This window comes from Brevundimonas sp. (genome assembly GCF_965278935.1).
Classification (GTDB): Bacteria; Pseudomonadota; Alphaproteobacteria; order Caulobacterales; family Caulobacteraceae; genus Brevundimonas.
The window spans coordinates 583,604-603,563 of the sequence record NZ_OZ257124.1 but is presented as its reverse complement, the minus strand read 5'-3'; the positions used below and the strand labels follow the sequence as shown (position 1 = coordinate 603,563).

Here is a 19,960-nt window from a genome sequence, read left to right as displayed (position 1 = left end):
GCGTCCGTTACCCGTTTCCGGTCGGCCTATCCCAGCTGACGGTGGAAGAAGGCGGAAACGTCGGCCAGCACCGGGGCCTTCTTACGGAACAGGGGCGAGAAGGTCGCGATCAGATCCTCATGGCTGAGACCCGGATAGAGCTTCGCCTCGCAGCGCCCGCCGAGTTCCCGCATCCGCGCCTCCAGCAGGATCGTGTCCTCGTCGTGGACGATGACGTCCGCCGTTCCATGGCCAAGCCACAGGGGCGGGGCGTCGGCGCGGGCGAAATGCAGGGGCTGGGTCTGTTCCGGATCGGGCGCCTGGCCGAAGGCGTTGATCGAGGAGGCCACGTCGAACGGCAGGAAGTCGTAGGGCCCCGCCAGCCCCGCCGCCGCCTTGATCAGGTCCGGCTTGCCGACGGCGGCCATGTAGCGCCTGTCGAGGGCGATCATCATGGCCAGGTGTGCGCCTGCCGAATGCCCGAGCACGCCCAGCCGAGCCGGATCGCCCCCGTACTGCGCCGCCACCTCGGCCACCCGGGCCGTGGCTGCGGCCGCATCCTGGATGAAGACCGGGAACAGAACCTGGGGCACAAGTCGATAGTCGGCGACGGCCACGACGAACCCCTGCGCCGCCAGAGCCTGGGCGGCCCAGCCGTAGAGATCCTTGGATCCCGAATCCCAACCGCCGCCGTAGAAAAAGACCAGCACGGGCAGGGGCGACGCCGCACCGGCGGCTTCCGGGGCATAGATGTCGAACCTCTGGCGCGGGTCGGAGCCGTATTCCAGATCGCGCGCCACGCGCCGTACGCCCCGATCGCGCGGACCCACTGCGTTGAGGACCCCTAACGGGCTGCAGGCGGCGGTCAGCGAGGCGACCACGGCGCCGAGGGCGGGGGCGAAAAGGCCTCTACGGGTCATCGGCGGTCTCTCACTGACAGATCGAGGTCAGATACGCGGCGACCCGCCGTTCGGCCTCATCGCGCATTTGCGATCAGCGAGCCGCAGTTGGCGTCCTCGGCCAGACCCGGATCGACGAAGGCGAACAGGGCGGCGAAGGGTGCGACGACTGCCGCCAGCACCCCGGTCACCCCGGCCTGGGTGATCAACTGACCTGTTTCGACGCCGACGCTGGGCGCCGACAGATGACCGCGCACATGGATCGGCGTCCACAGGCGCAGCAGACGCGGCTTCTTGGATTCGCCGTCGATCTTCAGATCCAGTGTCTCGGTTCCGAGATTGATCGATCCCGATCCTTGCGCCAGCACCACGTCGGTATCGACGACGAAGGTCTTTGCGCGAGCGACGCCGTTGGCGACGTCGAAGTCGGCCACGCCGCACCGGATCGTGCTGCGCGACTGATCGCCGCTCAACAGCTTCAACAGTCCGGCGCTGGCGTTGACGCCCAGCAGTTCGGCGAAGGCCGCGCGCATTTCGCCCTGAGGCACGACCAGGCTGATCGAGCCTTTGGACGCGGCGGCGAAACGGTGGATCGAGGCGCCCGGGCCTTCCAGCCGCGCGCGACCCAAGGCCCGGCCGGTGATCGGCGACTCGCCATTTCGGGCCGGCACGAGACTTTCCAGCGGATAGCCCGACAGGCGAAAATCGACGGCGCTGTAAGGCGTATCGCGGGTCGCGTTGATCTTCGCCGTGCCGTTCAGTTCGCCCCGGTCGAAGGCGAAGGAGACAGGGTCGAGGTCGAGAACGCCACCCTTCAGGACCGCCCCCAGATTGACCGTGCGGATATCCATCTCGTTCGCCTTCACGCTCGCCGCGCGATAGGTCAGGGTCCCGTCCATCGAGCGTAGACGATCGACCTGCAGCGTCGCATCCGGCAGCAGCATCGCCGGCCCCGCGCCAGATGCAACGACGGTCGTGTTGGTCCCCGCCTCGGTGGTGCGGGTGTCGGCTCCCAGAATCGCCGCGAGGTCGTCGATGTCCAGTCGCCGGGACGCCAACTCAGCCTCTACCTTCAGCCGCTCTCCGGCATCGACGCGCACGTCGCCGGACAGGTCGGAAGCGCCGACCCGGCCGGAGAAGTCGTTGAACGTCCAGACCGCATCGTCACGGGTCAACGCCCCGGACAGCCGATAGGGCGGGGTGTTCGGCAGGGTCACGCCGGTAAGCAGATAGAGGTCGTTCAGGTTCTGCCCCTGCAGGCTGAGCGTCGAGGTGAACTGGCCCAGATCGAACGGGCGGGTGATCGCGCCGTTCGCCACCAGTCGTGACCGCGCGCCCGCGAGCGTCGCTTCGAAACGATAGGGCCGGTCGCGGCGGATATTGATGAAGGGTCCGCCCTCGATCCGCAGCGTCAGGGGGGAGCCGTTGAGCGAGCCCTCGCCGGTCACGAGGAAGCCGCTCTCGCCGTCGGCGGCGGTAGCGGCCTCGCGCGCAGTGACGGCGGCTTCGAGGGTGACGCCCCGATCTCGCGCATCGAGAGAGACGCGACCGTCCTGGATGATCAGCTTGTTGATGAGCGGCAGCTTCATCCCCTCGCCGGTATCGGGCTTGTCCGGTTCCAGATCCCAGCTCTGCCGTCCATCCTCGGTCGAGATCAGCACCGCGTTGGGACGGGTGATTGCCAGAAGCGGCATCTCGATCTGGCCGGCGAACAGTTTTCGCAAGCGGAACCGCGCCTCGATGCGATCGACGTTGGCGGTGTCCGCCTCGCGCGCCCAGTCCGGCCCGCCGAACTTCAGGTCGTTGACGATGACCGAAGGCGTCCAGCTGAACAGGTTCACGTCCAGATCGCCCTGCAGCGCGATCTCGCGGTCGTATTTCGCCGAGGCCCAGCGACCGATCGGCCCTCTCAGCCAGTTCCAGTCGAACAGCAGCAGGAAGATCGCGACCGCCAGAATCAGCAGCAGGGTCACCGAGATCGCGATCCTTTCGGGTCGACCGGGGCGCCGGAAGGAGCCGTACACCGGATCCCTGTCGACCACCCAGTCACGCCATTCTCGCACCCTCACCCCCGCAGGAGCCAGGGCGCGCGTGCGCACATCCTGCCAGTTCGAGGGCAAATTCAGAGAGTTGGGGAGGAAGCGCTTCACGAGGGAACACAACGCGCCAGACGCTTGGAAGGGGCCAAGACCATCGCAAACCCGTTGCGAGCCACGATCAATTTCATCCGTTTGCAGCAGAGTTGTCTTATTTTCTTTACAGATACTCCGTTGCGCGCATTATTGCTCCGAACCCAGACATCTTTCGGGTCTTGAGGAGGAGCCCGCCATGAACCGTTTCACCACCCTCGCCGCCGTCGCGACCCTCGCGACGTCCGTCGCCGCCCCCACCCTGGCGCACCAGACGCGGCTTCCCACCGAGGCGCCCGCCGGCGCCCAGCGCGTAGTGATGATGTGCACGAACGACGCCGCGACCCGCAGCGCCTTCCGCCGCGAGCACGGCGCGCCCCCCACCTTCGTGACCGCCGAACAGGCCCTTCAGGCCCGCGCCACCGGTGAGACCTGGGCGACGCCGCGCTGCATGAACGCGCGCGAGCATGGCCGTCTGCAACAGACGCTGACCACCTACGCCTCGGTCCGCTGAAGTTTTTGACTAACCTTGGGCGCTGCGGATCGCCGCGGCGCCCGCCGGCGGGGCGATGACGGCCGCGAACAGCGCATAGGCCGTCAGGAGCGCAAGCGCCGACCACGGGCTCAGCCCAGCCGCCGCCCGGTCGAGCGCGCCCGACCCGAACACCACTGGCGGAATGAACAGCGGCAGGACCACCACTGCGATCAGCAGTCCGCCCCGCTTCGCGCCCAGAGCCAGGGCCGCACCCAGTGCGCCGGTGAAGGCGAACCCCAGACCTCCGATCAGAGCCGACAGCGCCGTCAGCGGAGCCAGTTCGATCGACTGACCCAGCGCCAGCGCCGCGACGGGCGCGGTCAGGGCCAGCGGCAGTCCGGTCGCCAGCCACTGGCTGACCGCCTTGATCGCGAAAACGGCCTCCAGCGGCAAGGGTCCGGTCGCCAACAGGTCCAGCGCCCCGTCCTCGAGATCCCGCTCGAACAGCCGCTCCAGCGACAGCAGGCTCGACAGCGCCAGCGCCAGCCAGGCGATCCCCGCCGCCACAGGTTTCAGCACGTTCGGATCGCCCCCCGCCGCGAGCGGCACGACCGTCGTCAGACAGGCGAAGAAGCCGCACGCCAGCAACGGTCCGCCGCCTCCGCCCCAGGCCAGGGCCAGTTCCCTGCGGAACAGGACGGACGCCGCGCTCATCGGCCTGCCCCCAGATCCAGCGCTCGCGTCGGGACGGGCAGAGGATCGTGCACCGCCGCCAGGATCAGCCCGCCCCCAGCGAGATGCCGCGCCATCATCGCCCCGACCGCCTCGCGCCATTTCGCATCGAGCGGGCTCAAGGGTTCGTCCAGCAGCCAGAGGGCACGGGGCGACCCGATCAGCCGGGCCAGCGCCAGCCTGCGTCTCTGACCGGCCGACAACTTGCGGACCTCGAGATCGAGCAACGGCTTCAGGCCCAGGGTTTCGATAGCATCCTCGATGCCGTGGTGGCTGTGCCCCAGCCACCGGGACTGAAACATCAGCTCGTCCCGCGCCGTCCGCGCACCCTTCAGTCCGTCGAGATGACCCAGCAGATGCAGCTCGTGCGCCCGCGCCAGATCCGCCTCGATCGTCTCGCCGTCGGCGTCCCGGAAGGCGATCTCTCCGGCCTCCGGACGGATGAACCCGGCCACCGCCCGAAGCAGTGATGTCTTGCCCGCACCGTTCGCCCCGGTCAGGGCCACAGCCTCTCCGGCTGCGGCGGCAAAGGACAGCCCGCGGAACAGCGTCCGCTCTCCGCGCGACAGGCTCAGGTCGGTGATGGACAGGGTCGAGATCACGCACTCAACCCGTTCATTTTGCGACCCGTTCTCAATGTCCCCACAGAGGACGTGGATACATGGACGCACCCCCCAACCACGGCTATATGCGCGGTCGCCGCAGCAGGCTGTCGCCGCGCGCGCAAGGGACCTGTGAGCCCCTGCGTAGACCGCGAGACGGCGCAACCGGATGTCCGGGCGGCTTTGACCAGAGGACCTCTCCCATGCCGTCAGTCGACAGCCTTTCCACCCGTCGCGATCTCTCCGTCGGGCGCAAGAAATACGCCTATTACAGCCTTCCCGCCGCCGAGGAAGCCGGTCTGGCCGGGATCTCGCGCCTTCCGCGCTCGATGAAGGTGCTGCTGGAGAACCTGCTGCGCAACGAGGACGGCGTCTCGGTCACCGAGGCCGACCTCAAGGCCGTCGCCGCCTGGATCGAGAACAAGGGCGCCGTCGAGCACGAGATCGCCTTCCGTCCGGCCCGCGTGCTGATGCAGGACTTCACCGGCGTTCCCGCCGTCGTCGACCTGGCCGCCATGCGCGACGCCATGTCGGCTCTCGGCGCCGATGCGTCGAAGATCAACCCGCTGGTCCCCGTCGACCTGGTCATCGACCACTCGGTCATGGTCGACAATTTCGGCACCTCGAAAGCCTTCGGCCAGAACGTCGAGCGCGAGTACGAGCGCAACATCGAGCGCTACAAGTTCCTGCGCTGGGGCTCCTCGGCCTTCAACAACTTCCGCGTCGTGCCCCCCGGCACCGGCATCTGCCACCAGGTGAACCTGGAGAACCTGGCCCAGACCGTCTGGACCCTGGCCGAAGGCAAGGCGACCGTCGCCTATCCGGACACCGTGGTCGGCACCGACAGCCACACCACCATGATCAACGGCCTGGCCGTCCTGGGCTGGGGCGTCGGCGGCATCGAGGCCGAGGCCGCCATGCTGGGCCAGCCGATCCCCATGCTGATCCCCGAAGTCATCGGCTTCAAGCTGACCGGCGCCATGCCGGAAGGCACGACGGCCACCGACCTGGTGCTGACCGTCACCCAGATGCTGCGCAAGAAGGGCGTGGTCGGCAAGTTCGTCGAGTTCTTCGGCGACGCCCTGCCGAACATGACGATCGAGGATCAGGCGACCATCGCCAACATGGCCCCGGAATACGGCGCCACCTGCGGCTTCTTCCCCGTCTCGGCCGCCACCATCGGCTACCTGACCGCCACGGGCCGCGACAAGGCGCGCGTCGCCCTGGTCGAGGCCTACGCCAAGGCGCAAGGTCTGTGGATCGACGAGACCTCGGAAGACCCGGTCTTCTCCGACGTTCTGGAGCTGGACATCTCGACCGTCGTGCCGTCGCTGGCCGGCCCCAAACGTCCGCAGGACAAGGTCGAACTGACCGTTGCCGCTCCGTCGTTCGAGACCGCCCTGAACGACGTCTTCAGCCGCGCCACCGATGCGCCGCGCTTCCCCGTCGCCGGTGAGAAGTTCGACCTCGGCGACGGCGACGTGACCATCGCCGCCATCACGTCGTGCACCAACACCTCGAACCCGTCGGTCCTGATCGCCGCCGGCCTCGTGGCCCAGAAGGCCAACAAGCTGGGTCTGAAGACCAAGCCCTGGGTCAAGACCTCGCTGGCTCCGGGCTCGCAGGTGGTCACCGACTATCTGACGGCCGCCGGCCTGCAGAAGGAACTGGACGCCCTGGGCTTCAACCTGGTCGGCTACGGCTGCACCACCTGCATCGGCAACTCGGGCCCGCTGGATCCGGCGATCTCGCAGACGATCAACGACAACGGCATCGTCGCCACCTCCGTCCTGTCGGGCAACCGCAACTTCGAAGGTCGCGTGAACCCCGACGTCCAGGCCAACTACCTGGCCTCGCCGCCGCTGGTCGTCGCCTATGCCCTGGCCGGTTCGATGCGCATCGACATCACGACCCAGCCCCTGGGCCAGGACAAGAAGGGCAAGGACGTCTTCCTGAAGGACGTCTGGCCGACGTCCGCCGAGATCGCCGCGATCCAGAAGAAGTCGGTCACCCCGGCCATGTTCGCCAAACGCTATGCGGACGTCTTCAAGGGCGACAGCCACTGGCAGAACATCTCGGTCGAAGGCGGCCAGACCTATGAGTGGGACGCCTCGTCCACCTACGTCGCCAACCCTCCGTATTTCGAGGGCCTGTCGATGGAGCCGACCCCGGTCACCGACATCGTCGAGGGCCGCGTCCTGGCCATCTTCGGCGACTCGATCACGACCGACCACATCTCCCCGGCCGGTTCGATCAAGAAGACTTCGCCCGCCGGTCAGTACCTGACCAACCGCGGCGTCGAATCCGAGGAGTTCAACTCCTACGGCGCCCGTCGCGGCCACCACGAAGTCATGATGCGCGGCACCTTCGCCAACATCCGTATCCGCAACAGGATCACGCCCGACATCGAAGGCGGTGTGACCAAACACTTCCCGTCGCAGGACACGATGTCGATCTACGACGCCGCCATGCGGTACCAGTCGGAGGGTCGTCCGCTGGTCGTCTTCGCCGGCAAGGAATACGGCACGGGCTCGTCGCGCGACTGGGCGGCCAAGGGCACCCGTCTGCTGGGCGTCCGCGCCGTCATCGCCGAGAGCTACGAGCGCATCCACCGCTCGAACCTGGTCGGAATGGGCGTCGTCCCGCTGCAGTTCAAGGCGGACGGCTGGCTGAAGCTGGGCCTGACCGGCGAGGAGATCGTCACCATCCGCGGTCTGTCCGACGTCAACATCGGCAAGCTGCGTCCGCGTCAGGACCTGTGGGTCGAGCTGTTCCGCCCGTCGGATGGCAAGATGGCCCGCTTCCCGGTCCGTTGCCGCATCGATAACCAGACCGAGCTCGACTACTTCAAGGCTGGCGGCGTCATGCCCTACGTCCTGCGGAACCTCGCGGCGGGCTGATCCATCCCGTCACACTGAACGAAGGGCCGGTCGCGAAAGCGCCGGCCCTTTTTCTTGCGCTCAATCCAGCCGCATAGCCTCCGCCAGCAGCTGCGCCTCGGCGGCCCGGCTCGAGCCGGAGCGCCAGGCGACGACGATTTCGCGGCGGGGCGCCTCGGCGGCGAAATGGCGGATGACGACCCCCTTGTCGTCGGCCAGCCCGGCGCGCACGGCCATCGCCGGCAGGAAGGACACGCCGAGCCCCGACGAGACCATCTGCACCAGGGTGTGCAGTGACGTGGCCGCGAAGACGTCCTCGCCCCGCGGCGCCTCCATATCGATCCCGGCCAAGGCCTGGTCGCGCAGACAGTGGCCGTCCTCCAGCAGGATCAGATCCTCGGCCTTCAGCGCCCCCGGCTGAATGTCTCCCGGCGCGGCCAGCGCATGCCCGACAGGAGCCACCGCCAGAATCTCGTCGTCGCCGATGCGGGCATGCTCGATGCCGGAGGCGTCATACGGCAGGGCGATGACGGCGCAATCCAGCTGCCCCGCCTTCAACCCTGCGATCAGGCGCGGCGTCAGATCCTCGCGAATGAACAGGCGCAACGCCGGATAGGCGGCCTTCAGCCCCGGCAGGGTCGCGGGCAACAGGAAGGGCGCAACGGTCGGGATGATCCCCAGACGCACCCGCCCCGACAGCGGGCGGCCCGCGTTCCGCGCCGCCTCGACCAGATCCTCGGTCCGCGCCAGCACGTCCTCGGCCCGGCGACAGGCCTCGGCCCCGACGGCCGTCAGCTGGACATTGCCGCGCGTGCGTTCGACCACGGGCGCGCCGAGAACCCGCTCGAGCTCCTGCACCCCGGACGACAGGGCGGGCTGGCTGACATGGGCCGCCTCGGCCGCCCGGCTGAAGGACCCGTGTTCGGACAAAAGCTTCAGATACTGCAGCTGGCGAAGGGTCGGGAGCATAGGCGGCCTCTCTCGAATCCATAGATATTATCTATGGTTTAAGGGCCTTCTATCGGTTGACTTTGTGCGGCGCAACCGCCATTTCGCACCTGCGGTCGGCCCTCCCCGGCGACCGCCTCAAAGACATTCTTGTTTCCTCCGGAAGGGATACCCCATGCTCGGCGTCGGCGAAAAACTGCCTGAATTCAAAATCATCGGCGTGAAGCCGGGCTTCAACAGCCACGAAGAAAACGGTGTCTCGGCGTTCGAACCGATCACCGGCGAATCCTTCGAAGGCAAGTGGAAGGTCATTTTCTTCTATCCGAAGGACTTCACCTTCGTCTGCCCGACCGAGATCGCCGAGTTCGCCTCTCTGGCCCGCGACTTCGAAGACCGCGACACCGTGGTTCTGGGCGGCTCGACCGACAACGAGTTCGTCAAGCTGGCCTGGCGCCGCGACCACGCCGACCTGTCGAAACTGCCGATCTGGCAGTTCGCCGACAACGGCGGCAAGTTCGCCCGTCAGCTGGGAATCCTGAACGAGGAAGAAGGCGTCGCCCTGCGCGCGACCTTCGTCGTCGACCCGCACAACGTCGTGCAGCACGTCTATGTCACCAACCTGAACGTAGGCCGCGCCCCGGCCGACACCCTGCGTGTCGTCGACGCCCTGCAGACCGACGAACTGTGCGCCTGCAACCGCCCCGTGGGCGGTGAAACTCTGGCCGCCTAAAGCCGGTCTTCCTGTCTGACGAACAGGGGCGGCGGCGGTCAACGCCGCCGCCCTTTTTCATTCCGAACGCTGCGAAAGAATCCCCATGTCGATTGATGCTCTCCGCGACCTGATGCCGGCCTACGCCAAGGACATCTCGCTGAACCTCGGCTCCCTCGCTTCGGAGGTCGTGCTGAACGACCAGCAGAAGTGGGGCTGTTTCCTCGCCTCGGCCCATGCCGTCGGCGTCGCTCCCGTCGTGAAGGCGATCGAGGCCGCCGCCGCCGAAAAACTGTCGCCCGAGGCGATGACCGCCGCCAAGGCCGCGGCCGCCATCATGGGCATGAACAACATCTACTACCGGTCGCTGCACCTGATGAAGAACCAGGAATACACGACCATCCCGGCGCGTCTGCGGATGAACATCCTGGGCAATCCGGGCGTGGACAAGATGGATTTCGAGCTCTGGTCGACGGCCGTCTCGGCCATCAACGGCTGCGGCGCCTGCATGGACGCCCACGAAAGCGAACTCCGGAAGCACGGCGTTCCGGCCCAGCAGGTCCAGACCGCGCTGCGCATCGCCTCGGTGGTCCACGCCGCCAGCCGCATCGCGGCCTCGGAGACCGCCCTGAAGGCTTAATCTTCGAGCTGTCTTGCGGACTATCGCTCGGCGCGCGGCGCCTCGCTGCTTGAGTCCGTCTCGCCGTAATGGAGGTGATGGACGTAGCGGCCGAAGGCCTGTTCCATCACCCCGTTCACGCCGTCGGCCATCGCGCCGAGGTCCGGCCCCTCGACCACGAAGTCCACCGAGACCAGCCAGCCCGGGCCCGGTCCGCCGATGTGGAAGGTCAGGTCGGCCCGGGTGGCCTTGCCGTTCAGCGGTCCCAGAGGCGCATTGAACACCACCGTATCGTCGGCGCTCGAGACGACGGTGGCGTGCCGGAACCCGGTCCCGTCCGCCAAGGTCTCGCACCAGCATCCGCCGGGCTCGAAAGCCAGCGACAGGTTGGCGTTGTCGCCGGTGTAGGTATGGGCGCCGTCCCACCATTCCGGCAGGTCGGACACGGTCTCGACCATGTCCTCCGGCGTCGTCTCCATGACGGACTCGAAGCGCAGGACGAACCCGTCGGCGGAACGCGAGACGACCTCCGCGCGGGCATCGGTCGTTGCGATCATGGCGGCGAGCAACGCGACGGCCCCGCATATCACGACACCCAGGGCGATCTTGGCGTTACGGATCATGAACAGTCCTCCCGACCGCATCGGGCGACCAGATCCGCGATCCGTCAAGTCAGGCCGCGTCGAAACTCAGCGGCGCGCCCCAGAACTGACTGACCATGTCCGACTGCGGCCCGGTCTTGCCCGTCGTCAGGAAGCTGCGGCGACCGCTCTCTCCCAGAGCGTATTCCGGATGCCGTTCGAAATACCGCTCCAGCGAATCCGCCACCGCCGTCGGCTGGTGGATCAGGGGGGTGCCGGCCGGCAGGTGCTTCGCGAAGATGTCCGCCACGATCTCGTAGTGGGTGCAGCCGAGGATCGCCTTGTCCGGATGGCGACCAATGCGACGGCGCAGGGCGTCGACGTGGTCGCCGATGACCACGGTCAGCTCCTCGGCCGGGGCGCCGAGCTCGATCAGGCCGGCCAGACCCGGGCAGGGTTCGGAGAAGACCGCCAGGTCCTCGCGCCGCTTGTCGATCTCGATTTCGTAGACCCGGCTGATGGCCGTGGCGGCCGTGCAGAAGACGCCGGTGATGTCGATGGCCTCGACCTTGTCGCCGCGCCGTTCGGCCTCATAGGTCCAGGGCAGACCCGTCGCCGCCTCGATGGTCGGGACGATGATGCCCAGCACGTTGACCGGCCGCCCGTGACGCTTCGACGCCTCGGGCACCCAGGTCTGCTGCAGGCGGCGCAGGGCGACGGCGGACGCCGTATTGCAGGCCAGGACGATGACGCTGGCCCCCGCCTGGAACAGCCGTTCGCAGCCGTTGCGGGTGATGTCGACGATCTCCTCGCCGGTCCTGGATCCGATCGGCGCATTGGCCTGATCCGCCAGATAGATGAAGTCCCGCTCGGGGAACCGCCGGGTCAGTTCGCGGTGGACCGTCAGCCCGCCCACGCCGCTATCGAATACGCCTATCGCCATGGCTTCGGCCTTTAGAGCCTGATCCGGAAAAGTGTAAGCGGTTTTCCGGCCAGATCAGGCTCCACTTCAGACTGGGCCTTGAAACAAGGCCCGGCCGCTTGCGTCCTCGTCCAACGGGATTACTTGCTGTTCATGTGACGGTCAGGCGACCTGCGCCTAGGGTGCCGCACAACAGAAGACCATGAACAGGAAACTCCCATGCATAGACGCCAGGTCCTTATCGGAGGCGCGAGCCTGATGGCCCTTTCCGGATGCGCCACGGCCGGCGCCGGCGCGGCTGGTTTCGTCGCCCCCGATCCCGCCTCGGTCGCCGAGGAAGCGCGGATCGCCCGCGCCGTCCTGCCCGCCCAGACGCCGCGCGCCGAACTGCTGCAGCCCTGGACCGGCCCCTACGAAGGCGTGCCGCCGTGGAACGCGATGACCGCGCCCAAACTCAAGGCGGCGATCATCGAAGGCATCGAGCTGAACCGGGCCGACATCAACGCCATCGCCAACAACCCCGAGGCCCCGACCTTCGCCAACACGATCGTGGCCATGGAACTGGCCGGCCAGCCTCTGGATCGCGCGGTCAACCTCTACGGCGTCGCCACCTCGAACATCGGCGGCGAGGCCTATGATGCGATGGACACCGAGGTCTCGCCCCTGCTGTCCGCCGCCGGCGACGAGATCACCTTCAACGCCCCCCTGTTCCAGCGCATCAAGACGGTCGCCGACAACGCCGACCGCGACGGTCTGAACGCCCAGCAGAAGCGTCTGGCCGAGCGTTCGCGCGACGCCTTCATCCGCTCGGGCGCCAATCTGGACGCCGCCGGCAAGGCCGAACTGGGCCGGATCAACACCGCCCTGTCCAACGCCTTCACCGCCTTCGGCCAGAAGGTCGTGGCCGACGAGAACACCTGGACGGTCATCGCCGGCGAATCCGGCGTCGCCGGCCTGCCTGAGTCCAACAAGGCCGCCGCCCGCGCCGCCGCGCAGTCGCGGAACCTTCAGGGCTGGGCCATCGTCAACACCCGCTCCAGTGTCGACCCGTTCCTGACCTTCGCCGACGACCGCGCCCTGCGCGAACAGGTCTGGCGCAAGTTCGTCAATCGCGGCGACAACGACGACCGCAACGACACCAATGCGACCATCGCCGAGATCGTCCGCCTGCGCGACCAGCGCGCCAAGCTGCTGGGGTATCGCAACCACGCCGAATGGCGGATGCAGGACACGATGGCCAAGACCCCGGCCGCCGCCCAGTCGCTGATGAACCGCGTGTGGGAACCGGCCAAGGCGCGCGTCGCCGAGGAAGTCGCCGACATGAAGGCGATCGCCGGCTACGACATCGAACCCTGGGACTACCTGTATTTCGCCGAGAAGGTCCGGAAGCAGAAGTACGACCTCGATCAGAACCAGCTGAAGCCCTACTTCGAGCTGCAGGCCGTGCGGAACGCCTCCTTCTACATGGCCGAGCGCCTGTACGGCTTCGTCTTCACGCCCAAGCCCCAATCGACGGCTCCGGTCTTCGAGGAAAACGTCAAGCTGTACGAGGTCACCGACAAGGCCTCGGGCCGCCTGATCGGCCTCTACTACGCAGACGACTTTGCCCGCGCCGGCAAACGGTCGGGCGCCTGGATGACCACCTACCGGTCGTTCTCGACGCTCGACGGGTCCAAGCCTGTGCTGGCCTCGAACAACAATAACTTCGTGAAGCCGGGCGCCGGCGAGCCCCTGCTGATCTCGCTGGACGACGCCGAGACCCTGTTCCACGAGTTCGGCCACGCCCTGCACTATCTGTCGTCGGTCGTGACCTACCCGAGCTACGGCAACACGCCGCGCGACTTCGTCGAGTATCCGTCGCAGGTGCACGAGCACTGGGTGCTGTCGCGCCCGATCCTCGACGGCTTCATGAAGCACTACCAGACCGGCGAGGCCATGCCTCAGGCCCTGGTCGACAAGGTCCAGGCCTCGGCCACCTTCAACCAGGGCTATGCGACGGTCAGCTACCTGTCGTCCGCCATGGTCGACATGGACCTGCACACCCAGGCCACGCCGCCGACCGACATCGACGCCTTCGAGAAGGCTTCGCTGGCCCGTCTGGGCATGCCGCATGAGATCGTGATGCGGCACCGCCTGCCGCAGTTCAACCACCTGTTCACGTCCGACGCCTACTCCGCCGGCTACTACAGCTACCTGTGGTCGGAAGTGATGGACGCCGACACCTGGGCCTATTTCGAAGCCTCGGGCGATGTGTTCGATCCGGACATCGGCGGCCGGTTCAAGTCGATCATCCTGGCGCCGGGCAACACCACCGACCGGGGCGACGCCTACCGCGCCTTCCGGGGTCGCGACCCCGACGTCGCCGCCCTGTTGCGGGTGCGGGGTTTCCCGGTCTCGTAGGCTGAAAAGCGCAAAAGATCAGGCCGCTGCAGCTCCGGCTGTGGCGGCCTTTTTGTGCGCGGCGACCGGCCCGTCCGTCATCCGCCCAATGCAAGGGTCTGCGAATTTATTCCTTGAGACCTATTGCGCCCGACACAGCGCACCCCATGTCGCTCGGAGGTCTTTGACAGGTCCCATCTCGCCACACCCTCAAGGGGCGCGACTCTGTCGACTCTGTAGAGTCGCATTTTTGGAGTCGCACCGCTGAACGGACCGGATCGACCGGGGCCGCTTTGGCCTATGCGGCCGCGGCTTTTTCCTGCGCGGGCCGTGCGTAGTCCGACAGCGCCGCCATCAGGGCGCGCGGGTCGATGGGCTTGGCCACATGACCCTGCATCCCGGCCGCGCGGCACTGCTCGATCTGTTCGGGCAGGACGTTGGCGGTCAGCGCCACAACGGGGGTGTCGTCCCCCAAGGCGCGGATCGCGCGTGTCGCGGCCGGCCCGTCCATGACGGGCATCTGCATATCCATCAGGATCAGGTCGTAGGCCGTGGTCGAAACCGCACGCACCGCATCCTCGCCGTTATCGACCATGTCCAGCGCCACATCCATGGCGCCCAGCAAGGCGGCGACGAGGGTCCGGTTGGCCGGATTGTCCTCGGCCAGCAGGACGCGGAGCGGACGGTCCAGCCCGCCGCCCGGAGCCTCGGAAGGCTGCGCCACCGCGTCGGCGGCGAGGGTCAGGGGCACGCGGAACCAGAAGGTCGAACCGGTCGCGCCGTCGCTCGACGCCCCGATCTTTCCGCCCATGATGTCCATCAGCCGGCGCGAAATGGCCAGGCCCAGGCCCGTGCCGCCGAACTTGCGCGACACCGAGCCGTCCGCCTGGGTGAAGCGGTCGAACATCTGCTCGATCTGCGCCGGATCCAGCCCGCAGCCGGTGTCGGTCACGCTGGCGACCAGCACGGCCGAGCCATCGCCGTCATCTTCCGCCGACAGAACCAGACGCACCGCCCCCGCATCCGTGAACTTCACGGCATTGCTGAGCAGGTTCAGCAGCACCTGGCGCAGACGCGTCACGTCGCCGGTCAGGCGCACGTCGTCGGCGACCTCGCAGGTCAGCTCCAGTCCCTTGTGGTCCGCCTGCTCGCGCAGCAGGGCCGTCGCCCCCTCGCCGAGGGCTGCGATCGAGAAGGGCTCGGGATCCAGCGTCAGGGCGCCGGCCTCCAGCTTGGAGAAATCGAGAATGTCGTTGACCACGGTCAGCAGGGTCTCGCCCGCGCTGCGGATCAGATCCAGATAGCCCTTGTCGCCCTCGGACAGACCGCCGCCCGCCCCGATCAGGCGCGAGAAACCGAGGATGCTGGTCAGGGGTGTCCGGAGCTCGTGGCTCATATTGGCCAGGAATTCGCTCTTGGCCCGCGACGCCGCCTCGGCCTCGATGCGAGCGGCGTGCAGTTCGGCCTCGGCCTGTTTCCGGGCCGTGATGTCGCGCACGACATCGACGATCTCGGTCATCTCGCCGGCGCCGTTGATCACCAGGCGTGGGTTGGCCTCCAGCCAGACCTGATGACCGTCCTTGTGAATGCCGCGATATTCATAGCCGTCGGTCGAGACCGTTTCGCCCCGCCTGATGCGGTCGGCGAGCAGTCCCCGGATGCGCACCACGTCCTCGGGCGCCACGAGGTCGGCGGGCGCCTTGCCGATCATCTCGGACGGCGAATAGCCCAGCACCGTGCGCGACGCCGGCGACACATAGGTCAGCCCCGCGCCGACCCGCATTCGGACCACCATGTCCGAGGTGTGGTCGGCCACGAAGCGGAAGGCGCGTTCGCCATCGATCAGGGTCTCGTCGTCGACATGGTCGGTGACGTCCATGACCATGCCGACCAGCCAGCGGCGGCCCTCGACGTCGGGCTGTTCGCGTCGCCCCCAGCTCAGATGCTGGCGCACCTCGCCCGAAGGCAGCACCGCGCGGTAGCGCAGGGTGATCGGCTCGTCGGTGTTGAACATCCTCATCAGCGAGCGCGCCGCCAGATTGGAGTCGTCAGGGTGGTAGAGGCGATACAGTTCTTCGATCGTCGGCATCCCGTCCTCGGGACGCAGGCCGAACAGGGCGTACATGCCGGGCGACCACCAAGCGGTCCGCGGGTCGAGGATCCGCCACCAGCCGGCGCCGGAGCTTTCCAGCGCCGCCAGAGCGATAGCGTCGGACGCGGTTTCGGGGGTGTGCTCGGTCATGCGGACTGCCGTGTTGAGCCGTCAGCATCGCGCCAAATCGCTTCAAACCCATAAACGGCGGGCCTTCTTCGTGAGCCGCGCCCCCGAGAGCCCGCCCGTCAGCTCTGATCGACAGGCGTCCGGGCCACGACCGGGCCGCTACGGGCGCGGGCGTAGTCCTCGCTTTGCGTCCGGGGCAGCAGGCGCATCGTCTCGGATCGGAAAGCGGTGCGGCAGCGGGAGTCGGCCAGCGGAGAGCCGGTCGCGCAGGCGGCGCGGGCGGCGCGATCGACCCTGAGGTCGAACCGGGCCGCACCCTCGCTCGACGCCAGGTCGAGGTCGCCGAAAGCGACGCGGTATTCGGAAGCCGTGGCGGCCCCGGCGGAAAGGACGGCGACGGCGATGGCGGCCGTGGCGGCGGCGAAACGGATCATCACATGCACTCCTGAGGTTCATCGCTCTTTGCGGCGACCCGTCCTCAGTGGAGCCCGATTGTTTCGCCGCCGTGAGAAAGCCGGGGCGGAAAAGCGACGCTTGATGAAATCGTAGCCATGAAGCGCGGCCGTTGCCGGGACGACGCCGTCGTCCCGGAAGGCGGGAGCGGTCAGCCGTAGAGGATCGGAACCATGGCCAGGACGCGACCGCCGCGCGCACGGGCGTAGTCGTCGCGACGGGCGGCCGGCAGCTGACGCATGACCTCGACGCGGAAGCGGGCGCGGCATCCGGCGTCCGGCATCGGGGCGCCGAAGCGACAGGCGCGGCTGGCGACCGCGTTGATGCGGGCGTCGAAGGCGGCGGCGCCTTCCAGCGAACCGAGGTCCAGGTCGCCGAAGGGAATGCGGTAGTCCTGCGCCGAGGCTGCGCCGGCGGAGACGAGAAGAGCGGCCGAAACGGCGGCGAGAGCGAACTTGTGCATGGCGGATCGTCCTGCTGAACGTCGCGGAGGAGGCGACGCCGCCCCTATGACGCCCGAGCGTGACAGGGCCGCCCGCACACGGTGACGCCGGGAAGAAACCTTTCCGACAATCCTGCCTTGAGCGTTAAATCGTGTTCACTCCGATCACGGACGAGCACGATCGTTTCAGAGCCTAGCCGCTGTTCCGCAACCCCGCCGCGACGCCGTTGATCGCCAGAAGAATGCCCTCGCGCACCAGAGGATCGTCGTCGCCGGCGCGTCTGCGGCGGATCAGCTCGATCTGCACATGGTTCAGCGGCTCGACGTAGGGCATGCGCAAGCGGATCAACCGGTCCAGCTCCGGCTGGCCGCCCAGCAGATCGGCCTGCCCCGTGATGGCCAGCACGGCCTCCCGCGTCCGATCCCACTCGGCCTGCAAGGCGCCGAAGATGGTCGCGGCCAGCGCCTGATCCGGCACGAGCGAGGCGTAGCGGCGGGCGATGGTCATGTCCGACTTGGCCATGATCATCTCCATGTTCTGCACCAGGGTCCGGAAGAATGGCCATTCCCGGGCCATGGCCTGAAGTTCGGCCATGTCCCGACCCTGAACGGCCGAGCCGAAGCCGAACCAGCCGGGCAGCATGACCCGGCTCTGCGACCAGCTCAGCACCCAGGGGATGGCGCGCAGGTCCTCGATGGCGGTCGAGGCGGTCCGCGAGGTGGGGCGCGAGCCGATCTTCAGCTCGGCGATCTCGTTGATCGGGGTGGCGGCGCGGAAATAGTCGACGAAGCCCGGCGTGTCGTAAACCAGCGCCCGGTAGGCGGCCATCGACGCGACCGACAGAGCCGAGGCCGTCGCGCCATGCCTGGCCGTCATCGCCTCGTCCGGCGGCGGCGCCAGTGAGGCGATCAGGGTCCCGGCGGTCAGGGCGTCGAGGTTCCGGCGCGCCACGTCCGGCTCGCCGTATTTGTTGGCGATGACCTCGCCCTGTTCGGTGATGCGGATCCGCCCGGCCACGGTTCCCGTCGGCTGGGACAGGACCCCGGCGAAGCTCGACCCGCCGCCCCGCCCGACCGCCCCGCCCCGGCCGTGGAACAGTTGCAGCCTCAAACCCGCCGCCTGGGTCACCGTCAGCAGGGCCCGCGACGCCTCGTGCAACTCCCAGGTCGAGGTCAGGTACGACCCGTCCTTGTTGCTGTCGGAATAGCCGATCATCACCTCCTGCACCCCGCGCGCCCTGGCGACGGCGAGAGCGGACGGCTCCTTGAACAGCCGCTCCAGCGTCGGTTTGGCGGCCCTGAGGTCGTCGATGGTCTCGAACAGGGGGGCGGCCTGGATCGGGCATTCGCCGGGCGCCTCGGGCCGGTAGAGACCGACCTCCTTGAGCAGCAGGTAGACCTCCAGCATGTCGGAGGCGGCGTCGGTCTTGGAGACGATGTGGGTGCGGATCGCCTCGGGCCCGAACCGCTCCAGCGCCTCGGCGGCGGCCTGCAGAATGGCCCGCTCCTTGAGCACCTCGGGGTCGTATTCGGCATAGGGGCTGAACAGCAGACGCGGCGCCCTGAGCTCGGCCGACAGCAGGGTCAGCCGCGCCTCTTCGTCGAGCGCCGCATAGTCGGGGCAGACCCCGGCGACGCGCAGAAGATGGGAAACGACGCGGGCATGGACGTCTGAATTCTGGCGCAGATCGAGCGTCGCCATGTGGAATCCGAACACGTCGACCGTCGCGATGAGGCGCGACAGGCCGTCGTCGGCGAAGACCGCGCCATGGCTGGCGACGAGGCTGTCGTGCAGCACGGCAAGATCGGCCCGGAACTCTCCCGGCCCGGCATAGGGCGGGGCGGCGAACGGCGACGGACGCGGGGCCGGCTGGCCGGTAAGGATCGGATGGGTCGCCGACAGCCGGGCGTAGATCTGGCTCAGCGCCCGCCGATAGGGCTCGTCGGCGCGGTGCGGCGACAAGTCTCCCGACCCGTCGGCCAGGGCCTTCAGCGCCGGACTGATCTCCGCCAGCGACCCTGACAGGCTGAGTTCGGCGCCCAAGGTGTTGGTCGCCTCCAGATAATGCCGCATCACCGCCTTGGCCGGGGTCGCGAACGCGGCCCTCAGGGCGTCGGCGTCGACGTTGGGATTGCCGTCCCGGTCGCCGCCGACCCAGGCGCCGATGCGGATGAAGGGCCTGAGCTCCGGCGCACCCAGCCGACGACGCCAGTCGATCAGCTGTTCCGGCGCGACCTTGAGGAAGACCCGCTCGAGGAAGGAGACGACGGTGTCGATCTCGTCCTGAACGACCAGCCCCGTGGTCCGGACCAGCCGGGTCGCCCACAGGATCACCGTCTGGCGACGCAGGCCGGTGATCATCACCTCGGGCGCGCAGGACAGGTCATCGCGGTCGCAGGCGTCCAGCAGATCCGACACTGCAGCGATCCGGTCGAGCACGCTCTTTCTGCGCACCTCCGACGGGTGGGCCGTCAGCACCGGAGAGATCAGCGCCTCTGACAACAGGGCCCGCGCCTCCTCGACCGTCCGCCCCGCCGTCGTCAGCCGGGCCAGCGCCCCCTCGGGCGTATCGGGCCGAGCGCCTTCGACGGTCTGGCTGCGCGCCCGGCGCTTGCCGGCGCGATCCTCGGCGACGTTGGCGAGAAGGGAGAAGACCGCGAACCCGTGCGCGAGGCCGACGGCATCCTCCAGCGACAGTTCGCTGAGCAACCGCTCCAGCTCGGCCGACCCGCGCGCCCCGGCGTGGCGATGATAGCCGACCGAGGCGACGCGCACCGCCTCGATCCGGTCGTAGAGATCCTGACCGCCCTCGTCCCGGATGACCTCGCCGAGGAGGCCGCCGAGCAGCCGCACCTCCTCGCGCAGGCGATCGTCGGCGGCGGGTTCGGCGGAAGCGGGCATGGGCGTGTCTCGGTCAGCGGGGAGGCTGGAAGCGTGACCGTATCAGCGGTTTGCCGCCGGGCCATCCGAAAGCCAACGCTGAAACGGAA

The 19,960-nt window shown here is 67.9% G+C and carries 16 protein-coding genes; 5 read left to right on the top strand and 11 right to left on the bottom strand.

The features are described from left to right. Positions 1 to 26 precede the first annotated feature (26 nt). Both ACQY68_RS03065 and ACQY68_RS03060 read right to left on the bottom strand, forming a co-directional pair. Positions 27 to 899: an alpha/beta hydrolase gene (locus ACQY68_RS03065; protein WP_428151557.1), complete on the bottom strand. Its 873-nt coding sequence runs from the start codon at positions 897 to 899 to the stop codon at positions 27 to 29. A 56-nt stretch (positions 900 to 955) separates the two neighbouring features. After that, a complete protein-coding gene (locus ACQY68_RS03060; RefSeq protein ID WP_428151556.1) occupies positions 956 to 3,028 on the bottom strand; it encodes an AsmA family protein in 2,073 nt (690 codons plus the stop codon). Between the two features lie 178 nt (positions 3,029 to 3,206). On the opposite strand from ACQY68_RS03060, the gene ACQY68_RS03055 reads away from it, so the two are divergent. Continuing rightward, complete coding sequence (locus tag ACQY68_RS03055; RefSeq protein WP_428151555.1) at positions 3,207 to 3,521, top strand: hypothetical protein; 315 nt, start codon at positions 3,207 to 3,209, stop codon at positions 3,519 to 3,521. Between the two features lie 9 nt (positions 3,522 to 3,530). Here the strand turns inward: ACQY68_RS03055 and ccmB are convergent, their stop codons facing one another. Beyond that, entirely contained in the window at positions 3,531 to 4,196 is a 666-nt protein-coding gene (gene ccmB, locus ACQY68_RS03050) for a heme exporter protein CcmB (protein ID WP_428151554.1), read from the bottom strand. Then, on the bottom strand, positions 4,193 to 4,816 hold the full coding sequence (ccmA, locus tag ACQY68_RS03045; protein WP_428151553.1) for a heme ABC exporter ATP-binding protein CcmA: 624 nt from the start codon (positions 4,814 to 4,816) through the stop codon (positions 4,193 to 4,195). Before ccmA ends, ccmB begins: the two co-directional genes overlap by 4 nt. 203 nt (positions 4,817 to 5,019) lie before the next feature. Here ccmA and acnA point away from each other — a divergent pair, with 203 nt between their 5' ends. After that, a complete protein-coding gene (gene acnA / locus ACQY68_RS03040; protein ID WP_428151551.1) occupies positions 5,020 to 7,716 on the top strand; it encodes an aconitate hydratase AcnA in 2,697 nt (898 codons plus the stop codon). A 60-nt stretch (positions 7,717 to 7,776) separates the two neighbouring features. Here acnA and ACQY68_RS03035 read toward each other — a convergent pair whose 3' ends face one another. Further along, positions 7,777 to 8,664, bottom strand: coding sequence for a hydrogen peroxide-inducible genes activator (locus ACQY68_RS03035; protein WP_428151550.1), 888 nt, complete (start codon positions 8,662 to 8,664; stop codon positions 7,777 to 7,779). 154 nt (positions 8,665 to 8,818) lie between these two features. Between ACQY68_RS03035 and ACQY68_RS03030 the strand changes: the two genes are divergently transcribed. Beyond that, positions 8,819 to 9,373 carry a peroxiredoxin gene (locus ACQY68_RS03030; protein ID WP_428151549.1) on the top strand — a complete coding sequence of 185 codons (555 nt, stop codon included), beginning with the start codon at positions 8,819 to 8,821 and terminating at the stop codon, positions 9,371 to 9,373. A gap of 85 nt (positions 9,374 to 9,458) precedes the next feature. Continuing rightward, a complete protein-coding gene (locus ACQY68_RS03025) occupies positions 9,459 to 9,992 on the top strand; it encodes a carboxymuconolactone decarboxylase family protein (protein WP_428151548.1) in 534 nt (177 codons plus the stop codon). 20 nt (positions 9,993 to 10,012) lie between these two features. On the opposite strand, the gene ACQY68_RS03020 is transcribed toward ACQY68_RS03025, so the two are convergent. Both ACQY68_RS03020 and ACQY68_RS03015 read right to left on the bottom strand, forming a co-directional pair. After that, positions 10,013 to 10,594 carry a hypothetical protein gene (locus tag ACQY68_RS03020; protein WP_428151547.1) on the bottom strand — a complete coding sequence of 194 codons (582 nt, stop codon included), beginning with the start codon at positions 10,592 to 10,594 and terminating at the stop codon, positions 10,013 to 10,015. A gap of 49 nt (positions 10,595 to 10,643) precedes the next feature. Further along, positions 10,644 to 11,495 carry a glutamate racemase gene (locus ACQY68_RS03015; protein ID WP_428151546.1) on the bottom strand — a complete coding sequence of 284 codons (852 nt, stop codon included), beginning with the start codon at positions 11,493 to 11,495 and terminating at the stop codon, positions 10,644 to 10,646. 237 nt (positions 11,496 to 11,732) lie between these two features. On the opposite strand from ACQY68_RS03015, the gene ACQY68_RS03010 reads away from it, so the two are divergent. After that, a complete protein-coding gene (locus tag ACQY68_RS03010) occupies positions 11,733 to 13,874 on the top strand; it encodes a M3 family metallopeptidase (RefSeq protein WP_428151544.1) in 2,142 nt (713 codons plus the stop codon). 277 nt (positions 13,875 to 14,151) lie between these two features. Here the strand turns inward: ACQY68_RS03010 and ACQY68_RS03005 are convergent, their stop codons facing one another. The 4 genes from ACQY68_RS03005 to ppc form a co-directional block, all read right to left on the bottom strand. After that, on the bottom strand, positions 14,152 to 16,095 hold the full coding sequence (locus ACQY68_RS03005; RefSeq protein ID WP_428151543.1) for an ATP-binding protein: 1,944 nt from the start codon (positions 16,093 to 16,095) through the stop codon (positions 14,152 to 14,154). Between the two features lie 98 nt (positions 16,096 to 16,193). After that, on the bottom strand, positions 16,194 to 16,508 hold the full coding sequence (locus tag ACQY68_RS03000) for a UrcA family protein (protein WP_428151542.1): 315 nt from the start codon (positions 16,506 to 16,508) through the stop codon (positions 16,194 to 16,196). Positions 16,509 to 16,678: 170 nt separating this feature from the next. After that, entirely contained in the window at positions 16,679 to 16,990 is a 312-nt protein-coding gene (locus ACQY68_RS02995) for a UrcA family protein (protein ID WP_428151541.1), read from the bottom strand. Positions 16,991 to 17,162: 172 nt separating this feature from the next. Further along, complete coding sequence (ppc, locus tag ACQY68_RS02990) at positions 17,163 to 19,871, bottom strand: phosphoenolpyruvate carboxylase (RefSeq protein WP_428151540.1); 2,709 nt, start codon at positions 19,869 to 19,871, stop codon at positions 17,163 to 17,165. Between the last annotated feature and the right edge of the window lie 89 nt (positions 19,872 to 19,960).